At 64.6% G+C, this 20,458-nt stretch carries 17 protein-coding genes and 1 rRNA gene; 16 read left to right on the top strand and 2 right to left on the bottom strand.

Features of this window, described 5'->3' with window-relative positions; genetic code table 11:
- Nucleotides 1-99: 99 nt before the first annotated feature.
- The 9 genes from rrf to aroQ all read left to right on the top strand — a co-directional run bounded on the left by rrf (nt 100) and on the right by aroQ (nt 8,763).
- Nucleotides 100-215 (top strand): 5S ribosomal RNA (gene rrf, locus Q358_RS0111730).
- A gap of 266 nt (nt 216-481) precedes the next feature.
- On the top strand, nt 482-1,171 hold the full coding sequence (gene trmB / locus Q358_RS0111725) for a tRNA (guanine(46)-N(7))-methyltransferase TrmB (protein WP_027962185.1): 690 nt from the start codon (nt 482-484) through the stop codon (nt 1,169-1,171).
- A 25-nt stretch (nt 1,172-1,196) separates the two neighbouring features.
- Nucleotides 1,197-1,616 carry a PACE efflux transporter gene (locus Q358_RS0111720; protein ID WP_027962184.1) on the top strand — a complete coding sequence of 140 codons (420 nt, stop codon included), beginning with the start codon at nt 1,197-1,199 and terminating at the stop codon, nt 1,614-1,616.
- Nucleotides 1,613-1,942 (top strand): DMT family transporter, encoded by a 330-nt coding sequence (locus Q358_RS0111715; RefSeq protein WP_027962183.1) that lies wholly within the window; start codon nt 1,613-1,615, stop codon nt 1,940-1,942. Before Q358_RS0111720 ends, Q358_RS0111715 begins: the two co-directional genes overlap by 4 nt.
- A 40-nt stretch (nt 1,943-1,982) precedes the next feature.
- Complete coding sequence (dacB, locus tag Q358_RS0111710) at nt 1,983-3,422, top strand: D-alanyl-D-alanine carboxypeptidase/D-alanyl-D-alanine endopeptidase (protein ID WP_245598318.1); 1,440 nt, start codon at nt 1,983-1,985, stop codon at nt 3,420-3,422.
- Nucleotides 3,423-3,453: 31 nt separating this feature from the next.
- On the top strand, nt 3,454-3,825 hold the full coding sequence (locus tag Q358_RS0111705) for a diacylglycerol kinase (RefSeq protein ID WP_027962181.1): 372 nt from the start codon (nt 3,454-3,456) through the stop codon (nt 3,823-3,825).
- Between the two features lie 83 nt (nt 3,826-3,908).
- Entirely contained in the window at nt 3,909-6,896 is a 2,988-nt protein-coding gene (gene glnE / locus Q358_RS0111700; RefSeq protein WP_027962180.1) for a bifunctional [glutamate--ammonia ligase]-adenylyl-L-tyrosine phosphorylase/[glutamate--ammonia-ligase] adenylyltransferase, read from the top strand.
- A gap of 44 nt (nt 6,897-6,940) precedes the next feature.
- A complete protein-coding gene (locus tag Q358_RS0111695; RefSeq protein ID WP_027962179.1) occupies nt 6,941-8,314 on the top strand; it encodes an NAD-dependent succinate-semialdehyde dehydrogenase in 1,374 nt (457 codons plus the stop codon).
- A gap of 8 nt (nt 8,315-8,322) precedes the next feature.
- Complete coding sequence (gene aroQ / locus Q358_RS0111690; RefSeq protein ID WP_027962178.1) at nt 8,323-8,763, top strand: type II 3-dehydroquinate dehydratase; 441 nt, start codon at nt 8,323-8,325, stop codon at nt 8,761-8,763.
- A gap of 14 nt (nt 8,764-8,777) precedes the next feature.
- Here the strand turns inward: aroQ and Q358_RS0111685 are convergent, their stop codons facing one another.
- Nucleotides 8,778-9,182 (bottom strand): hypothetical protein, encoded by a 405-nt coding sequence (locus Q358_RS0111685; RefSeq protein WP_027962177.1) that lies wholly within the window; start codon nt 9,180-9,182, stop codon nt 8,778-8,780.
- Nucleotides 9,183-9,266: 84 nt separating this feature from the next.
- Nucleotides 9,267-10,262: an LLM class flavin-dependent oxidoreductase gene (locus tag Q358_RS0111680; protein WP_027962176.1), complete on the bottom strand. Its 996-nt coding sequence runs from the start codon at nt 10,260-10,262 to the stop codon at nt 9,267-9,269.
- Nucleotides 10,263-10,413: 151 nt separating this feature from the next.
- Between Q358_RS0111680 and Q358_RS0111675 the strand changes: the two genes are divergently transcribed.
- From Q358_RS0111675 to Q358_RS17345, 7 genes are all read left to right on the top strand, one after another.
- A complete protein-coding gene (locus tag Q358_RS0111675) occupies nt 10,414-12,048 on the top strand; it encodes a BCCT family transporter (protein ID WP_027962175.1) in 1,635 nt (544 codons plus the stop codon).
- Between the two features lie 30 nt (nt 12,049-12,078).
- Nucleotides 12,079-13,437 (top strand): MFS transporter, encoded by a 1,359-nt coding sequence (locus tag Q358_RS0111670; RefSeq protein ID WP_027962174.1) that lies wholly within the window; start codon nt 12,079-12,081, stop codon nt 13,435-13,437.
- Nucleotides 13,438-13,514: 77 nt separating this feature from the next.
- On the top strand, nt 13,515-14,036 hold the full coding sequence (locus Q358_RS0111665) for a retropepsin-like aspartic protease family protein (protein ID WP_027962173.1): 522 nt from the start codon (nt 13,515-13,517) through the stop codon (nt 14,034-14,036).
- Nucleotides 14,037-14,171: 135 nt separating this feature from the next.
- On the top strand, nt 14,172-15,221 hold the full coding sequence (locus Q358_RS0111660; RefSeq protein WP_043488210.1) for an NAD(P)H-dependent flavin oxidoreductase: 1,050 nt from the start codon (nt 14,172-14,174) through the stop codon (nt 15,219-15,221).
- Nucleotides 15,222-15,298: 77 nt separating this feature from the next.
- Nucleotides 15,299-16,306 (top strand): YihY/virulence factor BrkB family protein, encoded by a 1,008-nt coding sequence (locus Q358_RS0111655; RefSeq protein WP_027962171.1) that lies wholly within the window; start codon nt 15,299-15,301, stop codon nt 16,304-16,306.
- Nucleotides 16,307-16,416: 110 nt separating this feature from the next.
- Entirely contained in the window at nt 16,417-18,111 is a 1,695-nt protein-coding gene (locus Q358_RS0111650; RefSeq protein WP_027962170.1) for a VRR-NUC domain-containing protein, read from the top strand.
- Nucleotides 18,108-20,432, top strand: a complete 2,325-nt coding sequence (locus Q358_RS17345; RefSeq protein ID WP_051530349.1) for an ATP-dependent DNA helicase — start codon at nt 18,108-18,110, stop codon at nt 20,430-20,432. Before Q358_RS0111650 ends, Q358_RS17345 begins: the two co-directional genes overlap by 4 nt.
- Nucleotides 20,433-20,458 lie beyond the last annotated feature (26 nt).

Genomic DNA, 20,458 nt, shown 5'->3' with positions numbered 1-20,458 from the left:
CCGTGAGGCTTGACCATATAACACCCAAGGGGTCTGTGATGACCCACGATGCCGGATACGCCTTGAAACGTTCGCGTCAGCATGATTCACCGTTTTTCGCCTGACGACCATAGCGAGCGTGAACCACCTGATCCCATGCCGAACTCAGCAGTGAAACCGCTTTGCGCCGATGGTAGTGTGGGGTCTCCCCATGCGAGAGTAGGTCATCGTCAGGCACTTATATCGAAAAAACCCCGAACATTCACGTGTTCGGGGTTTTTTCATATCTGGCGGGCGGTAGGACGTTAGGGTCGACGAGATTATTGGCCAGTCGATCATCGTCAGGCACTGATACCGAGCTTATATCGAAAAGCGCCGAACATTAACGTGTTCGGGTTTTTTATAGGCTTTTATCCTTGCGATAACGGTAATAGAGCCGGCCGAGCGAGAAGCGGGGGAGACTGGTAGAATCGGCGCTTGTTTCATATCGCGGCAGGTCGTCATGCAAGCCACTTCTCGGCGTATCGTTACCAATCAGGCGGGCCCACATCAGGGCCTCGAGGCGCGTGTGGCGCGGGCCTTGCAGTATCCGTGGCGCAAGCCGATCGCCGATCATACCCGTGAGGCCTTTGCTGCCGCCGCTCGCTGGCGGGAGGCACGATGCGACATGCCGTTGATGCTGGATGCCGGTTGTGGGGTGGGCATTTCCACTCGCCGGCTGGCAGAGGCCTTTCCCGATCATGCGCTGATCGGGGTGGATCGCAGCGACAGCCGTCTGAGCCGCGAGCATGGGCCATTGCCCGGTAACGTCCTGCTGGTACGCGCCGACCTGGTGGACTTCTGGCGGCTCGCCTTCCAGGCAGGCTGGCGGCCGGCCCGTCACTATCTGCTGTATCCAAATCCTTATCCCAAGGCGTCGCTACTCAAGCTCCGCTGGCATGGCCACCCGGTATTGCCTTTTATCCTGGCTCTGGGAGGGCGACTGGAGTTGCGCTCCAACTGGCGGCTCTACCTGGAGGAGTTCTCCCTGGCGCTACGCCAGGCCACCGGACGGGAGGTCGCCGTGGAGGCGCATGATCCCGGGGCGGCGTATCTGACGCCGTTCGAGAAGAAGTATCACCTCAGCGGCCAGCCGCTCTGGCGACTGGTGGTGAAGCTGCCACATTATCCAGAACTGGTCGCGAAAGCCTAGGCGGCGTAACGGCAAGGAGCAGGCAATGCGTTCATGGCGAGAGCGCCTGACCCATATGGTGCTATTCGAAGCGCTGGGACTGGCAATCGTGATTCCGGCAAGCAGTGCATTGACCGGTCACGGTAGCGGCGAGATCGGTGTGCTGGCCGTGGGGCTGGCGACCGTGGCGATGCTGTGGAATCTGGTCTGGAATCGACTGTTCGATGTCTGGGTGCCGAGTCGACGCCGCAGCCTTTGGCAGAGGATCGCCCAGGCGGGTGGGTTTGAACTGGGACTGCTGCTCATGACACTGCCGGCGGTAGCCTGGTGGCTGCAGATTGGCCTGGTCGAGGCCTTCTGGCTGGACCTCGGCTTTATGCTGTTCTTCCTGTTCTACGCGCTGATCTTCAATACGGCCTTCGATCGCATCATGCATCGCCTGCTGGCTCGGGAGGAGTGCCGATGAGTTATCTGTATCTCGCCCTGGCCATCGTCGCCGAAGTGGTGGCAACCACCGCGCTGAAGGCCTCCGCGGGCTTTACCCGATTATGGCCGACGGTGATCGTCGTGGTGGGCTATGGGCTGGCCTTCTATCTGCTTGCCCTGGTGCTGCGCAGCATTCCGGTGGGCATCGCCTATGCGCTCTGGGCGGGGCTGGGCATCGTGCTGGTGACCGTGGCGGGCATCCTGTTCTATGGCGAGAAACCCGACCTGCCGGCTCTGTTGGGTATTGCCATGATCATCGGCGGTGTCTCGGTGATCCAGTTGTTCTCCACTGCCTCTGTCCATTGAATCTTGAATCAATCAACAGTCACTTCCAATGAGCTCCGCCATGCGCCTGCGTTTCCGTCTCGTTACCGTCATCCTGTCGCTGTGTTTCGTTCTGCCCGTTCAGGCGGCCGGTTTCGATAGTCTCTCGCGCCTGCTCGGCGAGGGATTTCGTATCAGTGCCGAAGCCAGGCTGCTGGATGAGGATGGCGTGCTGGCGACCATCGAGCCACGGCGCCAGCTAGCTCCGGCCTCGGTCAGCAAGAGCTATATGGCGGCGGCGGCCTTGAACCGTTGGGGCCCGCAGCATCGGTTTACCACCCGGCTGGTCAGTGAAGCGCGTCTCGACGACCAGGGTGTCCTGCAGGGCGACCTGATGCTCGATGGCGGTGGCGACCCGGCGCTGACCACCGAAGACCTATGGCGCCTGGTGCAGCGGCTGCATCAGGCGGGCGTGCGTGGGGTGAATGGCAGGCTAAGGATCAGCCAGTGGCGCTTCGGGCCGGTGGCGTGTCTGACGATCGACCGCTGCGAGGCACGGGAGCATACGCGCCACGCCTATAGTGCGTTGCTTTCCTCGGCCGGAGTCAACTACGGCAACTGGTGCGTCAATGTGGCGCCCGCCGAGACCCCCGGCGAGCCGGCGACGGTGACCGGCTGCGATAGCCAGGCGCCCATTCTGGCCATCGACAATCGTGTGGTGACCCGCCCGGACAATAGCGGCACCGAGATCAGTGCCGAGCGGGTTACCCGCGACGGGCGGGATGTGATGCATCTGAGTGGCCAGATCTCCACCAATGCCCATCCGCGGGATATCTACCGGGCCAGCTCAGACCCGGCGGACCAGATGGCGCTGATCCTGCTGGCCATGCTCAACCAGGCCGGTATTTCGGTCACGGGCGGGATGGATATCACCCAGGACCGCCCGGCCTCCACGGTGACGACGCTGGCCGCCGTTGATGGCAAGCCGCTGCAGGAATTGCTGCTGCGCACCATGAACTATTCCAACAACTATATGGCCGATATGCTGGCCCTGAATCTGGTGGCGTCGCCACGCGCCGACCTGCGCTCGGCGGGAGGGGCCATCGAGGCCTTTGTGGACGGTATTCCCGACCATGGACCGGCGACCCTGCACAGCGGCAGCGGTCTGACGCCGGAGAACCGCATCTCGGCTCATGGCGCCAATGCGTTGCTGGAGCATCTCTATTACCGGCCTTCGCTCTTTCCCAGCTTCGTGGCGACGCTGCAGTCTCCGAACAATGGGGTCATGCGTTTTATCCGTCGAGGCTCCGACACCTTTCAACGACATGTGATGCTCAAGACCGGGACCCTCAACCAGCCCGTGGCGGTGAGGGCCGTCAGTGGCTACTTCCGTACCGCCAGGGGGCGCTGGGGTGTCTTCAGTGTATTGGTCAATGGCACCGCCAGCACCCCTTACCTGAGCTGGTCCGAAGTGCTGGATCCCCTGGCGCTGGATCTCGAGCGAATGATCGACAATCACTGAGCGGCTGTATGATAGCGCCGAGGAATAGATGATGAAGCCCGAACATACCGGATGGCGCCATCTGGTGCACTCTACTCGCTACTCGTTGAAAGGACTCAAGGCGGCCTGGCGTCACGAGGCGGCATTTCGCCAGGAGTTGATACTGTTTTTGCTGCTGTTGCCGCTGGTCGTGTGGGTCGGCGCCGGACCGGTGGAGTGGGTCCTGCTGCTGGGCAGCGGCTTGGTGGTGCTGGCCGTGGAGCTGCTCAACAGCGCCATCGAGAGTGTCGTGGATCGCATCGGTCCCGAGCATCATGAGCTATCCGGGCGTGCCAAGGATCTGGGGTCTGCCGCCGTCATGGCATCGCTGCTGCTCGCCGGCCTGACCTGGCTGCTGCTGCTGGGCCAGAAGCTCTTCGGCTGATACCTTGGCCCGGCGAGTGCCAGTGGTGGCCTCGTTTCGCTATGCTGGAAGCGAATCCCTGCCATTCTGGATGCGAGACGTCGATGCCGCTACCCGATGACTTCCTGCCCTTGCATGATATTCCCGACTCCCTCAAGGCGCCCCTGGAGAGAACCCGGGGGCGGCTTGCCGAGGCGCTGGGTGAGGCCGAGCGCCTGGCACGGATGACCGACCGCGATTCTCCGCTGGAAAGCTGGCTGGGTCTCGCCGAGTCGCGTCGTGAGCAGTTGGCCCGGGTGCTGGCGGTGTCAGACTTCGTGGCCGAGACGCTGGTGCGCTATCCCGACTGGCTCGTGCACCTGGATGTCAATGGCGAACTGGATGCCGCCCCGAATGCCGAAGCCCTGCGCGACTGGCTGGTCGAGCGCCTCGAGGAGGCCGAGGATGAGGCGGCCATGCATGCCGTCATCCGGCGTTTCCGCTGCGCGCGCATGGTCGGTATCGCCTGGCGTGACCTGACTCGACCCGGCGGTATCGATATGTGGGCCACATCGGCGGCGGTGGCGCGGCTGGCCGAGACTTCCCTGGAAGCGGCCCTGACCTGGCTGGAAGACTTCCTGGCGCCTCGCTGGGGGCGCCCCGCCAAGCGCCGCGACGGCAGCGATCAACGCCTGGTGGTACTGGGCATGGGCAAGCTGGGGGCCGGCGAGCTCAATCTCTCCTCGGATATCGATCTGATCTTCGCCTTTCCCGAGAACGGCGACACCGAGGGTGGCCGCAAGTCTCTCGAGCACCAGGAGTACTTCACCAAGCTGGGCCAACGGTTGATAGGCGCCCTGGACGCGGTCACCGCCGACGGCTTCGCCTTTCGGGTCGACATGCGCCTGCGTCCCCTGGGGGATGGTGGCCCGCTGGTCGGCACCTTCAACTCGCTCTCCAGCTACTATCAGGACCAGGGGCGCGAGTGGGAACGCTACGCCATGCTCAAGGCTCGGCCGGTGGCGGGTGACCTGGATGCCGGTGCCGAACTGCTGGCCGGACTGCGCCCCTTCGTCTACCGCAAGTATCTCGACTTCGGCGCCATCGAGTCGCTGCGTGAACTCAAGGGCATGATCAACCGCGAGGTGCGCCGCAAGGGCATGGAGGGCAATATCAAGCTCGGCCCCGGCGGCATCCGCGAGGTCGAGTTTGTGGTCCAGGCCTTCCAGCTGATTCGTGGCGGCCGGGACACCGAGTTGCAGGTAACCTCCTTGAAGACGGCTCTGGAGCGCCTGCCCGAGCTGGGCCTGCTGCCCGCGGAAGTGGTCGCGGAGCTGATGCCCGATTATGTCTTCCTGCGTGACCTGGAGCATGTGCTGCAGGCCCTGGAGGATCGCCAGACCCAGAGCCTGCCCGACGATGATCTCAACCGTGAGCGGGTTGCCCTGGCGCTGGGCATGGAGGACTGGCCCGCACTGATGGCGTGTCTCGACGAGGTGCGGGCTCGAGTGCGTCGTCACTTTGATGCGGTGATCGCCGAGCCCGAAGAGGAGGTGGAAGAGGTCGCCGACGAGACCGCCGGTGGCGTTCCCCTGGAGCAGTGGCGAGCGTTGTGGCGTAGCGAGCTCGAAGCCGAGGAAGCGGCTGTGCTGCTGGAGGAAGCCGGCTTTGCCGACCCCGGCGTCGCGGCTCGGCGCCTCGGTACGCTCTATCATTCACGCCAGGTGCAGGGCATGCAACGCATCGGCTTCGAGCGTCTGGAGGCCCTGATGCCGCTGCTGCTTGATGCCATCGCGGCGAGTGATGCCCCGGACACCGCCCTCGAGAGAGTGCTGCCGCTGATGGAGTCGGTGCTTCGACGCACCGCCTATCTGGCGTTGCTGCGCGAAAACCCCGACGCCCTGGGCCACCTGATGAGGCTATGTTCGGCGAGCCCGTGGATCGCCGAACAGCTGGCTCGCTACCCGATCCTGCTTGACGAGCTGCTGACTCCCGAGACGCTGTACACGCCTGCCGACAAGTCGCGGCTCGCCGATGAACTGCGACAATCCCTGGGCCGCATTCCCGAAGAGGATGAAGAGGCTCAGCTGGAGGCCCTGCGAGTCTTCAAGCATGCCCAGACGCTACACGTGGCCGCCTCGGATATCGCCGGCACACGCCATGTGATGAAGGTGAGCGACTACCTGACCTATATCGCCGAGGTGATTCTCGAGGCGGTACTGGCCATGGCCTGGAAGCACCTGACCCGCAAGCACGGCTTCCCGGCGCTGGCCGATGGCAGCCGCGCCGGAGCAACGCCCGCCTTTCTGGTCGTGGGCTACGGCAAGCTGGGCGGCATCGAGCTTGGCTATGGCTCCGATCTGGACCTGGTGTTTATCCATGACGGCGCCCCCCAGGGCGAGACCGACGGCCGGCGCGTGCTGGACAATGCCGTTTTCTATACTCGCCTGGGCCAGCGCATCATTCATCTGCTTACCGCGGTGACGCCTGCGGGGGCGCTTTTCGAGGTGGACATGCGGCTACGCCCCTCGGGAAACTCCGGGCTGCTGGTGACCTCGCTCAAGGCATACGCCGACTATCAGCGGCGCGAGGCCTGGACCTGGGAGCATCAGGCGCTGGTGCGTGCCCGGGTCGTGGCGGGGCAGGCGCAGCTGGCCGAAGGCTTCGAGGCGGTGCGCCGCGAGATCCTCTCGCGTGAACGCGAGGCGCAGGCGCTCCGCGAGGAGGTGGTCAAGATGCGACACAGGATGCGCGACCACCTGGGAGGCCGCAGCGGGGAGGGGGAGTTCGACCTCAAGCATGATCACGGTGGCATGGTGGACCTCGAATTCCTGTGTCAGTATGCCGTGCTGTCCATGGGGCATGAGACGCCGGCGCTGCTGGAGTGGAGCGATAACATGCGTATCCTGGAGACCCTGGAATCCGCCCAGTGCCTGAGGGCCCGGGAGAGTCAACGCCTGCGGGAGGCCTATCTGGCGCTGCGCAGCGCGGCCCACCGCGCCTCGCTCACCCGGGAACCGGCACGCGGTCGCAGCGACACCTTCCAGGATCATCGTCGGGCCGTCATCGAGACGTGGCAGCGGCTGCTGGAGCCTGGCGCATCAAGCGAGTGAAAAGCCTCATCACGGATTCATCCAACCGTACCAGGAGCCATGCCATGACTCAGTATGCCGTGACCAATCCCGCCACCGGCGAGATAGAAAAAGCCATCCCCACCGCCACCGACGATCAGATTCGGTCGGCGATCGAGAAGTCGCATCACGCCTTCGGCGAGTGGCGGCGACAGGGTGTTGACGAACGCGCGGCGCTGCTCAATCGGGTGGCGGACCTCTATGCAGAGCGCCGCGAAGCGCTGGCAGCGATCATCGCCCGTGAAATGGGCAAGCCCCTGATTCAGGGTAAGGGCGAGATCGATATCGTCGTGTCCATCTATCGCTACTACGCCGAACATGGACCGACCCTGCTGGCCGATGAGCCGTTGTCTCCGGCGAGCGGCGCCAGCGCTGCGATCCGAAAACAGGGGCTTGGCGTGCTGCTGGGCATCATGCCCTGGAACTTTCCCTACTATCAGGTGGCACGCTTCGCGGCTCCCAACCTGATGATCGGCAACACCATTCTGCTCAAGCATGCGCCCCAGTGTCCCGAGTCGGCAGCGGCCATGGAGCAGATCTTCCACGATGCCGGCGCGGCCGAAGGGCTGTACGTCAACCTCTACGCGAGCAATGATCAGGCCGCCACGATCATCGCCGATCCACGGGTCCAGGGCGTATCGCTGACCGGTTCCGAACGAGCCGGTGCGGCGGTGGCCGAGATCGCGGGCCGCCACCTCAAGAAGGTGGTGCTGGAGCTGGGTGGCTCCGATCCCTTTATCGTGTTGGACGATGCCGACCTGGAGCAGGCCGTGTCGCAGGCGCTGTCTGGCCGTTTCGGCAACGCCGGCCAGGCCTGCAATGCGGCCAAGCGAATCCTGGTCGATCGTCGCCTGCATGATGATTTCCTGGTCGACTTCCAGCAGGCAATAGAGGGCATTGCGGTCGGCGCCCCCCAGGATGAAGGCACCTTCATGGGGCCGCTTTCCTCCGAGAGGGCCCTCGCGACCCTGGAGGCCCAGGTGCAGGACGCTGTCGCTCAGGGGGCGCGTGTCCTGACCGGTGGCCACAGACTGGAGCGCCCCGGTGCCTGGTATGCTCCCACCCTGCTGACCGGCGTGACGCCGGAGATGCGACTCTTTCACGAGGAACTGTTCGGTCCCGTCGCGGTGGTCTACCCGGTGGACGACGAGGAGGAAGCCGTTCGCTTGGCCAACGACTCCGCCTATGGCCTCGGAGCGGTGATCCAGTCGCGCAATATCGAACGCGCTCGCCGGCTGGCGACGCGTCTCGAGGCGGGGATGGTGCATATCAACGAGGGGCCGGGGTCGGCCGCCGAGTTGCCTTTCGGCGGGGTCAAGCGCTCGGGCTTCGGCCGTGAGCTGGGCCCCGATGGCATGGGAGAGTTCGTCAATCGCAAGCTGATCAAGGTGAGGGAATGAGCCACGCCATGCGTCACAACAAGGTCCTGGTACTCCATGGCCCTAACCTTAATCTGCTGGGCGCCCGGCAGCCGGAAGTCTACGGTCATGAGACCCTGGACGATATCAATAGCGCGCTACATGAACAGGCGGTGCTGGGTGGCTGGGACATCACCTGCCGGCAGAGCAACCATGAGGGAGAGCTGATCGACGCCATCCAGGCGGCGCGGCTGGATGACACCGCGGCGATCATCATCAACCCGGCGGCCTACACCCATACCTCGGTGGCGATCCTCGATGCCCTCAATGCCTATGATGGCCGAGTGATCGAGGTGCACCTCTCCAACGTGCACCGACGCGAGAGCTTTCGCCACCATTCCTATGTATCGCTACGTGCCGACGGGGTGATCGCGGGGCTGGGCAGCCAGGGCTATCGCGCCGCCCTGGAGGCGGTGATGCGGGGAGCCTAGCGGATCCCCATCGATCAGCGTTTGCCCGGTTCGTCTGGCTTCACCTCATAGTCTCCCTCCAGCACCTGCTGTTCGTGGTGGCGGCCGCTAGAGGTATGAGTCTCGCGATAGCGGGTCTCGCTGTACTGAAAGCCGCCGCCATCCACGTTCTCGGCCTGGTCGGCGCGCATCCTTTCCATGCGCTTCTTCAGGCGGTGGCGCAGTAATGGCATCAGCGCCCAACCCAGCAGCATGAAGATCAGGCCGAAGACCATGGCCACGATCATCAGGGTGCCGAACAGTAGCCAGGCGAGGAGCATCTTGAGGCTATTGCGCAGTCCATTACCCTGGGGCTGGCGAGCGCGTTGCTGCCACTGCTGGGCGGCACGCCAGGCGGGATTCTGACGGGGGTCCCGGTGAGGGCCTTGGGAATCGGGCATCTTGTACTCCAGAGGTCGCGTCGGGTGTGACGCAAGATAAACTGCCCCTTGGAAAGCCCGGGGGCAGAGTTCGTTCCCTATAGATTATCGCTTCCACACGTCGGCAACGAGCTCATAGCTCTTGAGGCGATCCTCCAGGGAATAGACGTCGGTGTTGAGCATCAGTTCGTCGGCGCCGGTCTGTTCGAGGAAGGCTTCCAGTTCCCGGTGCACGGTGTCGGGGCCGCCGACGATGGCGGCGCCCAGGAACTGCTGTAGTTGCGCCTCCTCCATGGGTGACATCTCGAGATGCTCTACCGGTGGCTTGGCGCTGGTGCGACGGCCGCGGATCATGCCCAGGAACTTCTGGCGCATGGTGGTCGCCAGGTAGTCGGCGTAGGCGTCGGTCTCGGCGGCGACGACCGGCAGGCCGACCATGGCATGGGGCTTGTCGAGTACCGCCGAGGGGCGGAAGTTATCGCGATAGAGGCGCAGTGCCTCATGCAGGTAACCCGGGGCGAACTGGGCGGCGAAGGCGAAAGGCAGGCCGAGGCGTGCGGCGAGCTGGGCGCTGTAGCCGCTGGAGCCCAGCAGCCAGAGGGGCACATGGGTGCCCTGGCCAGGAACCGCACGGACCTTCTGATCGGGGCGGGCCTCGCCGAGAAAGCCCTGCAGCTCCTCCAGGCGCTGCGGGAAGTCCTCCACCCCGGCATGGGCAGAGCGGCGCAGTGCGGCCATGGTAGCGCCATCGGATCCCGGTGCCCGACCCAGTCCCAGGTCGATACGGCCGGGGTAGAGGGTCTCCAGGGTGCCGAACTGTTCGGCGATCACCAGGGGCGGATGATTGGGCAGCATGATGCCGCCACTGCCCACGCGGATGCGCTGGGTGGCGCCGGCCACATGGCCGATCAGCACCGCGGTGGCGGCGCTGGCGATGCCCTCGATGCCGTGATGTTCGGCGAGCCAGAAGCGGGTATAGCCCAGGCGCTCGGCCTGCCGGGCCAGGGCCACGCTTTCTCGATAGCTCTCGGCGGCGCTGCCGTCCTCGCGGATGGGAGCCAGGTCGAGAACGGACAAGGCGGTAGTGGCAAGACGAGACATGGCGGCTCCGGTTGGAGTGGGAGTGGAAAAGTTAGCCTGCTGATGAGTATGGATGGGGACGAAGCGTCTTCGATGCAATGCCGTTAGGGCCCTGTCCGAAGCAGGCCGGGCTGGTATGATGCATGACAGATGATAAACGACAGGAGTCATCATGGCCGATCATGGAGGGAAGACGGTATTTTCCGTCTCGACGATCATCATACTCGCGTTGGTGGCGATGGGAGCGGCCTTTCCTGAAGGGTTCGGCAACGTTGCTACCGCCGCGCTTGATAGCATTACCCACGCGTTTGGCTGGTTGTATCTGTTTTCAGTCTTCGGGTTCGTCATCTTCCTGCTGGTGCTGGCCTTCAGCAAGTACGGCAAGATCCGTCTCGGGCCTCAGGATAGCTCTCCCAGCTTCAGCTTCTTCTCCTGGGTCAGCATGTTGCTGGCCGCAGGCTTCGGCGTGGGGCTGGTGTTCTATGGCATGGCCGAGCCGATGTTCCACTATATCGATCCTCCCTATGGGGATATGCCGGCAGAGACGATAGCGTCGGCGCGCTATGCCATCCAATACACCTACTTCAACTGGGGCATCCACCAGTGGGCGGCCTTCTCGGTGGTGGGCTTGATCATCGCCTACTTCCAGTTTCGCAAGGGCCAGGCCGGTCTGGTGTCATCGGTTCTCTCTTCGGTCACGGCCAAGTATCCCGAGGCGCGGCGCTATGCACCGGCTCTGGACATCTTCGCAGTGGTTGCCACAGTGATGGGGGTCGCCACCTCGCTGGGGCTTGGGGTACTGCAGATGAACGGCGGCCTCAATGCCGTGTTTGGCCTGCCCGAGTCCGTGTTTTGGCAGTTCATCATCCTCCTCGTCATGTTTCTGGCTTATATGGCCTCTACCTGGTCGGGCCTGGACAAGGGCATCAAGCGGCTTTCCAACCTCAACATGGTTCTGTGCATCGGCCTGATGCTGTGGGTGCTTTTTACCGGTCCGACACTGGCCATCCTCGAGACCATCACGCTGGGCATTGGTGACTATCTGCAGAACTTCATCGGCATGAGCCTGCGCATCTCACCCTACAACGACAACGCCTGGGCAAGCCGCTGGACCATCTTCTACTGGGCTTGGGTCATCGCCTGGTCACCCTTTGTGGGTACGTTCGTAGCGCGCGTCTCTCGCGGTCGCACCATCAAGGAATACGTGTTTGGTGTGCTGGTGGTTCCCCCCTTGCTGGCCTGCCTGTGGATCGGCGTGTTCGGCGGTGCGGCACTGAACATGGAACTGAACGGTGATATCGGGTTGGCCGCCGCTACCCAGTCCAATATCACCGTGGCGCTGTTCGAAATGTTTGAGTTGATGCCTTTCTCCGGGGTGCTCTCGGTGGTGGCAATGATGCTGATCTTTGTCTTCCTGGTGACGTCGGCCGACTCCGCTTCCTATATCGTCGCCCAGATGACCGATAACGGCTCCATCAATCCGCCGCTCTACAAACGCGTTACCTGGGGCGTGCTGATTGCGGCGATTTGCCTGACGCTTATCGCCGCCGGTGGGCTGTCTGGCCTGCAGTCGGCCTCGGTGCTTTCGGCGCTGCCCTTCACCTTCATTCTTTACGGCATGGTGATCGTCCTGGTTCGCGAGCTGCGCGAAGATCGCAAGGCGATGCTCACCCAGCTCTATCGTCGTCACGGGGAGACGCCCGTGGGCGCCGATCCTTTCGAAGCCGACCAGCTCGGCGAAGAAGAGAAGCTGCGCCGGGCTCCCAGTGTGGTCAACCGGCGTATCAATCGTCGCGACGGCATCTAGTACTGACCCGTCAGCCACAGGGACGCTGCGATGAGCACGACCGACAGTCCACCCATGCCCAGGGCGCGCGCCTCACGGCGCGAGATCTTCGGCTGGGCGATGTTCGATTTCGCCAACCAGGCCTACACCCTGCTGATCATCACGGTGGTGTTCGGCGAGCTGTTCACCACGGTGATCGTCGGCGAGCGCGGCGGTGACTACCGGCTGGCCAACTTCCTGTGGAGCCTGGCACTGGCCATCAGCTACCTGCTGGTGGTGGTCACCGGGCCGCTATGCGGGGCGGTGATGGACTACCGTGCCGAGAAGAAGCGCTTCCTGTTCGCCAGCTACCTGGCCACGGTGGCCGCCACCGCCATGCTCTACTTCGTGGCGCCGGGCTACGTGGTGCTGGGACTCGCGCTGATCGTGGTGTCCAATTATGCCTACTCCATGGGCGAGTCGTTTATCGCCTCCTTTTTGCCCGACCTCGGGCCGCCCGAGGACCTGGGCAAGATTTCCGGCTTCGGCTGGGCGCTGGGCTACGTTGGCGGACTCTTCGCCGCCGGCTTCACCCTGGTGGCGCTGGGGGAGGCGACGGCGGAGAATTTCGAGCGTATCCGCTGGGTGGGCCCCTTCGCCGCCGCCTTTTTCCTGATCACCGCCATTCCGACCTTCCTGTGGGTCAAGGAGCGCGGCACGCCGCAGCCGGCGGGCAAGCCCTACCGCGATATCGCAAGGGAGCGCGTCTCGACGACCCTGCACGAGATGCAACGCTTTCGTGACCTGGCGACCTTCCTGGTATCGCTGCTGTTCTCCATGGCCGGGGTCTACATCATTATCGCCTTCGCCTTCATCTACGGCGCCCAGGTGATTGGCTGGGACGAGTCGACCCGTAACCTGATGTTTATCATCGTGCAGATCACCGCGGCGGCCGGCGCCCTGGGCTTCGGCTTCATTCAGGACCGTATCGGCACCAAGCTCACCTACCAGTTCACCCTGGTGCTGTGGGTGGCGGCCATTCTGGCTATCTGGGCGACTCCGCAAGTCACCGCCCTGCTCAATGGGCGCTTCGGCCTCGACTGGGAGGCCCAGCACCTGTTTCTCTTCGTCGGCTGCCTGGCGGGGCTCTCGCTGGGCTCCAGCCAGTCGGCCAGCCGTGCCCTGGTCGGGCTCTTCTCGCCGACCCGCAAGGCCGCGGAATTCTTCGGCTTCTGGGGGCTGGCCAACAAGCTGGCCGGTGTCTTCGGCATCATCGCCCTGGGACTGTTGCAGACGGTGGTGGGGCTGCAGGCCTCGATCCTGCTGTGCGCGGCGCTGTTTATCGTCGCCATCCTGATCTGTCTGTTCGTCGACCAGGCCCGCGGTCAGCGCGCTGCCGCGGCCTGGGAGGCGCGCAACGGCCAACGCTAGGTGAGGCATGCGAGCCAGGGAATCCGCCTGCTTGGAATAGGTCAAAGGAGATCGAGGCCTTCGCCGGGAGCAACCGAATGAGCGATCAGGGCAGGGGAGTGAGGCGCACCGGGCTCGGCATGATGCTGCTGTTCTGGGTGTTGTTCATTGCCGCTGGAACCTGGTGGTTTCAGGGCTATGTGGAACGCCAGCGCAATCCCAACAGCCACCTGGTCAGCGCGGTGGAGGAGGGCGCGCCGGTGGTACTCGAGCGCAATCGTGGCGGCCACTTCGTGGCCACCGGGCGCATCAACGGCGAGCCGGTGGAGTTTCTGGTGGATACCGGCGCCACCTATGTGGCGCTACCCAGCGAGATGGCCGACCGGCTGGGGCTCGAGGCCACCGGCAGTGCCTGGTTCAACACCGCCAACGGCCGGGTGCGCGGTGGCCTCACCCGGCTCGATGAGGTCGGCCTGGGCGGCTATGTGGCGCGGGATGTGCGTGGTTCCATCAGCACGGGGCTGGAGGGGGATACCGCGCTGCTGGGCATGAGTTTTCTCGATCATTTCGATATCCGTATCCGCAATGCACAAATGGTGCTGGAGCCCGCCGAGGACTGAGGCGGTGGCGATCGGCCCCGGCCTGCCGTCGTCATTCGCTGGAAAGGCGGCGCCTCATGCAGCGACGCCTGTCTTGCCGGGGGACGAGGAGGCAAGCAAGCTGTAGAGCCATCCACATCCGTGTCGGAGTCCGCCATGTCCCCGTTGCCTACCCTCCATCAGCGTCTCGGCATTGCGCTGCCCATCCTCCAGGCGCCCATGGCCGGTGCTCAGGGCAGCGCCCTGGCGATCGCCGTGGCGCGGGCCGGGGGCCTGGGGGCGCTGCCCTGTGCCATGCTCGCCCCCGAGGCCATGGGCGAGGAGCTCGCCACGTTCCGCGCCGCCACCTCGGCGCCCCTTAACGTCAACGCCTTCTGCCATGCATCTCCCGAGCCGGATCCGGTGGCCCAGGCGCGCTGGCATGAGGCCCTTGCGCCCTTTTTCGCCGAGTTCGGCCTGGATATCGATGCCGTGCCCCAGGGGGCAGGGCGACGCCCCTTCGACCATCAGGCCTGCGATGCCCTGGAGCCCTTTCGCCCCGAGGTGGTGAGCTTTCATTTCGGCCTGCCGGAAGCCGACCTGCTCGAGCGGGTCAAGGCCTGGGGGGCCACGGTGCTGGCCTCGGCGACGACCGTGGCCGAGGCCGAGTGGCTCGAGGCCAGCGGCGCCGATGCGGTGATCGTCCAGGGGCTGGAGGCGGGCGGGCATCGCGGCATGTTCCTGAGCGAGGACGTCACCACCCAGATGGGAACCCTGGCCTTGCTGCCCCAGGTGCGTGAGGCGATCGACCTGCCCCTGATCGCCGCCGGGGGCGTTGCCGATGCCAGGGGGGTGGCAGCGGTTCGAGCCCTGGGCGCCGATGCCGTGCAGGTAGGCACCGCCCTGTTGTGCTGTCCCGAGACCACGATCTCCGGCCTCCATCGTCGGGCCCTCCAGTCCGAGGCGGCACGCCATACGGCCTTGACCACCCTCTACAGCGGTCGCCCGGCCCGGGGCATCGTCACTCGGTTGATGCGGGAGCTGGGTCCCATGGCGGCGGTTGCCCCGGCCTTTCCCCTGGCGACGGCGGCGATCGCTCCGCTGCGCGCCGCCGCCGAGGCCACGAATAGCGGCGATTTTTCGCCACTCTGGGCCGGCCAGAACGCCAGCCGCTGTCGCCCGGTACCCGCCGCCGACGTCATCGCCGAGCTTGCCCTCGGGGTGTGAGACGGCCGTCCACGGCCGGCAACATCGATGCCGGAGCAATGCGAGTATCGTTGCTCCCGCAATGCAACGGAGGGCCCATGGTGAAGCAGAAACACGGGCGTTACGCCAGTAAGCCGGGTCAGATTCCGACGGTTGGCTGGCTGGATATCCTGTGGCGTGTCAGGCGGGAGGTCAGTCGGGATCTTGTCGCCATGATGGCCGCCGGTATCGCCTTCAATGCCATGCTGGCGCTCTTTCCGATGATCGCCGCGATCATCTCGATCTGGGCGCTGGTGATGGACCCTCAGGACCTGGCGGGGCAGATTGTCCAGCTTAGTCATTACCTGCCGCCCGAGGCCTCCAGCCTGATCAACGACCAGGCACGCAGGATTGGCGAGAGTACCATTACCGGCCTCAGCCTGACGGCACTGGGCAGCGTGGTGGTGGCGATGTTCATCGCCTCCAAGGGCGTGCTATGGATGGTGATGGGGCTGAATGTCGTCTATGGCGAAGACGATAAACGCGGGGTGCTGCATCGTGGCATGATCGTCGCGGCCCTGACGCTGGGGTTGATCCTGATGTTGCTGGTCACCGTTGCCTTTGTCGCCTTCTTCCCCCTGGTCATCGGCATGCTGGGGCTGGATACCCTGCTGGTGAGGGCTGTCGCCTGGCTGCGCTGGCCGGCACTCCTGTTGGTGATGATGCTGGTGATCGCCGTTTTCTACCGTTTCGGGCCCTGTCGGCGGTCGCCACGCTGGCGGTGGCTCAGCGTCGGTTCTGTCGTCGCCACCTTGATGTGGCTGATCGGCTCCGGCGGACTGTCGCTCTACTTCGGCCGTGTGGTCAGCGTAAGCGAAATCTACGGGTCTCTGGGCGCGGTGGTGATGCTGATGCTGTGGTTCTGGCTCTCGGCCTTCGTGGTGCTGCTCGGGGCAGAGTTCAACGTGGAAATGGAACGCCAGACCTATCGTGATACGACTGTCGGCGAGCCTCGCCCCCTCGGCGAGCGCGATGCCTATGCGGCCGATACCGTGGGCCATGGAGGGCCATGGCGAAGCGTCAGCCCGGAGAAGCGCAAGGCCTGCGACCCGAATGATGCCTCATGATCTGGCCTGCCGGGCTTCCATCTGGCTATCGAGATGACCGTTTCGTTTTGTCCACGCTCGCTAATGGGGTGTGGGTGTCGGCCTGTTTCAGCTGTTAATATCATGAGTATATGAACAGTAAACAAGCCGCTGCCGCCTCCCTCGAAGACCCCCTGTACTATCTGACAAACTTCGAACATGTGCTGGCCTGGGTGGCTGAGCGCCACAGTGATCTGCTCCGCGATGAGGAACATGCCTTCCTGGACCTGTTCGCCGGCCTGCCGCTTGGCTCCCGCGCATTGCTGGTCCGCATGGTCATGCGCAAGGGCGAGTATTTTCGCCCCTCGCGGCTGGCCTATCCCGAGATCGGTGATACCGAGGCGGCGCTGGCGCCACTGGTGACGGCCGGGGTGGTGGAAGAGGCGCCGACACTCGATGTGGCAACGCTCTTCGCCCAGCTCCGGCTGGCTGAGCTGCGTCAGGCCCTGTCGGTAGAAATCGCCGCGACGGGGCTGCCCGGGACCGTGAGCAAGGGAGCTCTGCGTGAGGCGTTGCTGGCCCGAGAGCCGGTCCCGCAACCGCTGAACGTCTGGTGGCCGCAGGCTCCCGAGCGAGTGGTGCGAGTTCGCATCATGGCGATATGTGATCGTCTACGCCTGATGTTCTTCGGCAACTTGCGCCAGGACTGGTCGGAGTTCGTGCTTGCCGAACTTGGGCATCAGCGCTTCGAAACGGTGGCGTTCGGCGCCGACTCTCGCGCCTTTCAGCGGCGTGACGAGGTCGATGCCTACCTGTCATTGCATGATCTACGGCGGCGCCTGGATGATGGCGAGGCGCCTGGGGACCTGGCCGGGACGCTGCCCGCCAGGCCCGACAATCCCTGGCTGGCGTCGCGACATGCGCGCCTGTGCCTCGTACTGGGGCGTCGGGCGGAACGTGAAGGGCTGGCTGACCTGGCATTGACGCTCTACCGCCGAGCCGGCTGGCCGGCGCCCGAGGCCAATGGGGAGGGGCGAATTCGCTACCTGCGCCTGGCCGAGCGCCGGGGGCGCTGGCGTCAGGCACTGGCCCTGGCCGAGCCACTGGCGCGCGTCACGCGCGACGACGTGGAGGCCCAGGCGCTGGACAGGCTGCTGACGCGACTGCGTCGCCGCCTGGGGCTGGTGCCGGAGAGTTCCATTTCCGAACCAGCCCCCGAGTGTTTCACGCTGCGCCTGCCGGGTCCTGGCCGGGTCGAGCAGGCGGTACGTGACCACTTACATCGCCAGGCCGCACCGGTTCACTATGTGGAGAATACCCTGCTGACCGGCCTGTTTGGCCTGTTATGCTGGGAAGTGCTCTTCAAGCCCCTGGCCGGCGCCTTCTTTCATCCCTTCCAGTCCGGTCCTGCGGATCTCTATCGAGACGATTTCGTGATCCGTCGTCGTGACCATTTCGAGGCTTGTCTGACGCGGCTGGATGAGGGGCGGCATCGCCAGGCAATTCTTGCCACCTGGCGCGAGAAGCATGGGCTTGCCAATCCTTTCGTGCACTGGGAGGCGCTCGACGAGGAGTTGCTCACCCAGGTGCTGGCCTGTATTCCGCCCTCGCATCTGCGCATCTGCTTCGAACATCTGCTGAGTAACCTGCGAGCCAATCGTGCAGGCCTGCCGGATCTGGTGCAGCTGTTTCCTGAAGTGCCACCGGGTGAGCCGAGTTACCGGCTGATCGAGGTCAAGGGGCCGGGAGATCGCCTGCAGGATAATCAGCGGCGCTGGCTGACCGTCTTCCATCGTCATGAGATCCCGGCAGCGGTATGCCACCTGGAATGGGGGGCGGAACGATGAGCGGCACGCCGCCGCTGCCCGTTAGCGTGCGCACCCTATGCGACGTCACCGCCAGGGCAGGGGACCTGGATCATCGCTTTACCCCCTCGCCGAGTGCCAGGGAGGGGCTCGAAGGTCAGCGTGAAATTGCCAGGCGTCGAGGCGCGGACTACCTCACGGAGGTGGTACTGACCGGCGAGGTTGCCGGGATTATGGTGCGTGGACGCGCGGATGGTTACGACCCGATGGTCAATCGTCTGGAGGAGATCAAGACCCATCGCGGCGCTATCGCACGGCTGGCGAGCAATCAACGGGCCCTGCATCGTGCCCAGCTGCGCAGCTACGGCGCCTTGCTGTGCGCCGAGCGTCACCTGGAATCGATAGAGCTGACACTGGTTTATCTGGAGGTGGGCAGCAGGCACGAGACGCTGATCAGCGAACACGCCACTGCCGCCGAGCTGTGGCAGGAGCTGTCTGAGCGCTGTCGACGCTATCGTGGCTGGGCCGAGCGGGAGGCGGAGCATCGTCGCGAGCGTGATATCACGCTGTGCGAACTCACCTTTCCCTTCGCCGACTTTCGTCCCGGACAGCGGTACCTGGCCGAAGAGAGCTACAAGGCCGCCGCTACCGGTCGCGTGCTCATGGCTCAGGCTCCTACCGGTATCGGCAAGACGCTGGGTACGCTCTTCCCGTTGCTCAAGGCGATGCCGCGACACGGCCTGGATCGACTCGCCTACCTGACCATGAGAACCCCGGGGCGCCGCCTGGCTCTCGAGGCGTTGGCACAGCTGGGCGCACGCTTGAAGCAGAACGGCCTGGCACTGCGCGTGCTGGAGCTGACCGCGCGGGAAAAGGCCTGTGAATATCCGGGACGAGCCTGTCATGGCGAGGCCTGTCCGCTGGCTGCCGGCTTCTATGACCGCTTGCCGGCGGCACGCGAGGCGGCGGCCGAGCGTCGCTGGCTTGATCGCGAGTCATTGCGTGAACTGGCGGCGGAGCACGGAGTTTGCCCCTACTATCTGGGTCAGGAGATGGCGCGCTGGAGCGATGTGATCGTCGGCGATGTCAACCACTGGTTCGATGATCACGCGTTGCTTCACGGCTTGATGAGGGAGCAGGGCTGGCGAGTCGGGGTGCTGGTAGACGAGGCCCACAACCTGATAGGTCGAGCGCGAGGCATGTACAGCGTGGCCCTCGCTCAGCGCGACCTGGGAAGACTGAGGCGCACCGCCCCGGAGCGCCTCAAGGCCCCGCTGGGCCGGTTGCAGCGGCAGTGGCAGGCCCTGATACGCGCAGCTTCACTCGATGAGACCGGTGAGCCAGGGCGGCCCGCCGTGCGGCACCTGGAGGCCTTGCCACCTGCCCTGCTGGGGAGTCTCCAGGCGCTTGCCTCCACGCTCGCCGAAGCCCTGGGAGAGCACCCGGAGCTGGGGGCCGAGTGGCAGGAGCTGCTGTTCGAGGTCCTGGCTTTCATGCGCCTGGCCGAGCGCCTTGGCGACCACACGCTGTGCGAGCTGACCCGCGAGGGGCGGGGGAGAGCGAGACTGGCTCTACACAACCTGATTCCGGCGGACTTTCTCGCCTCGCGCTTTATCGCGGCACACGTCGTCGTGCTGTTCTCGGCGACCCTGGGGCCGGCCGACTATCAGCGTCATCTGCTGGGTCTGCCGGCGGGCAGCGTCTGGCGAGAGGTGCCATCCCCGTTTGCCGCCAATCAGCTGGAGGTATCCATCCGTGCCGATATCTCGACGCGGCTAAGCGACCGGGAGGCCTCGCTGGCCCCCATCGTTGCCGAGATTGCCGCTCAGCATGCGCGTCGCCCCGGTTGCTATCTGGCCTTCTTCAGCAGCTTCGCCTATCTGGAAGCGGTCTTTGCCCATTTTATCGCTCGTCATCCGGAGATTCCTGCCTGGGCCCAGGAGCGTCGCATGAACGAGGCGGCACGCGATGCTTTCCTGTCACGCTTCACCGGCAATGGGTGTGGCATCGGTTTTGCGGTGTTGGGCGGGGCCTTCGGTGAAGGTATCGACCTGCCCGGTGAGCGGCTGGTGGGAGCCTTCGTCGCGACTCTTGGTCTGCCGCCGACGGACTCCATCAATGAAGTGCTCAAGACGCGCCTCCAGGCGCGCTACGGGCGTGGCGTCGAGTACGCCTATCGAGTGCCGGGGATGGTCAAGGTAGTGCAGGCGGCAGGCCGGGTGATTCGCGGCCCCGAGGATAGCGGCACGGTAGTGCTGATGGATGATCGTTTCGTTCGCGGCGCAGTACAGCAGCACCTGCCAGGCTGGTGGGGCGAGCCTCGTGTCAGGGCCGCCGGGTCGCCAGGTTCGGCGCCGGAATGATGCGAAAGCAGTAAAATCTTAACAAG

Origin of the sequence: Halomonas halodenitrificans DSM 735, from assembly GCF_000620045.1 — a bacterium.
GTDB lineage: Bacteria > Pseudomonadota > Gammaproteobacteria > Pseudomonadales > Halomonadaceae > Halomonas > Halomonas halodenitrificans.
Note: the sequence above shows the minus strand (reverse complement) of the source record. Positions and strands in the feature narration are given on the sequence as shown.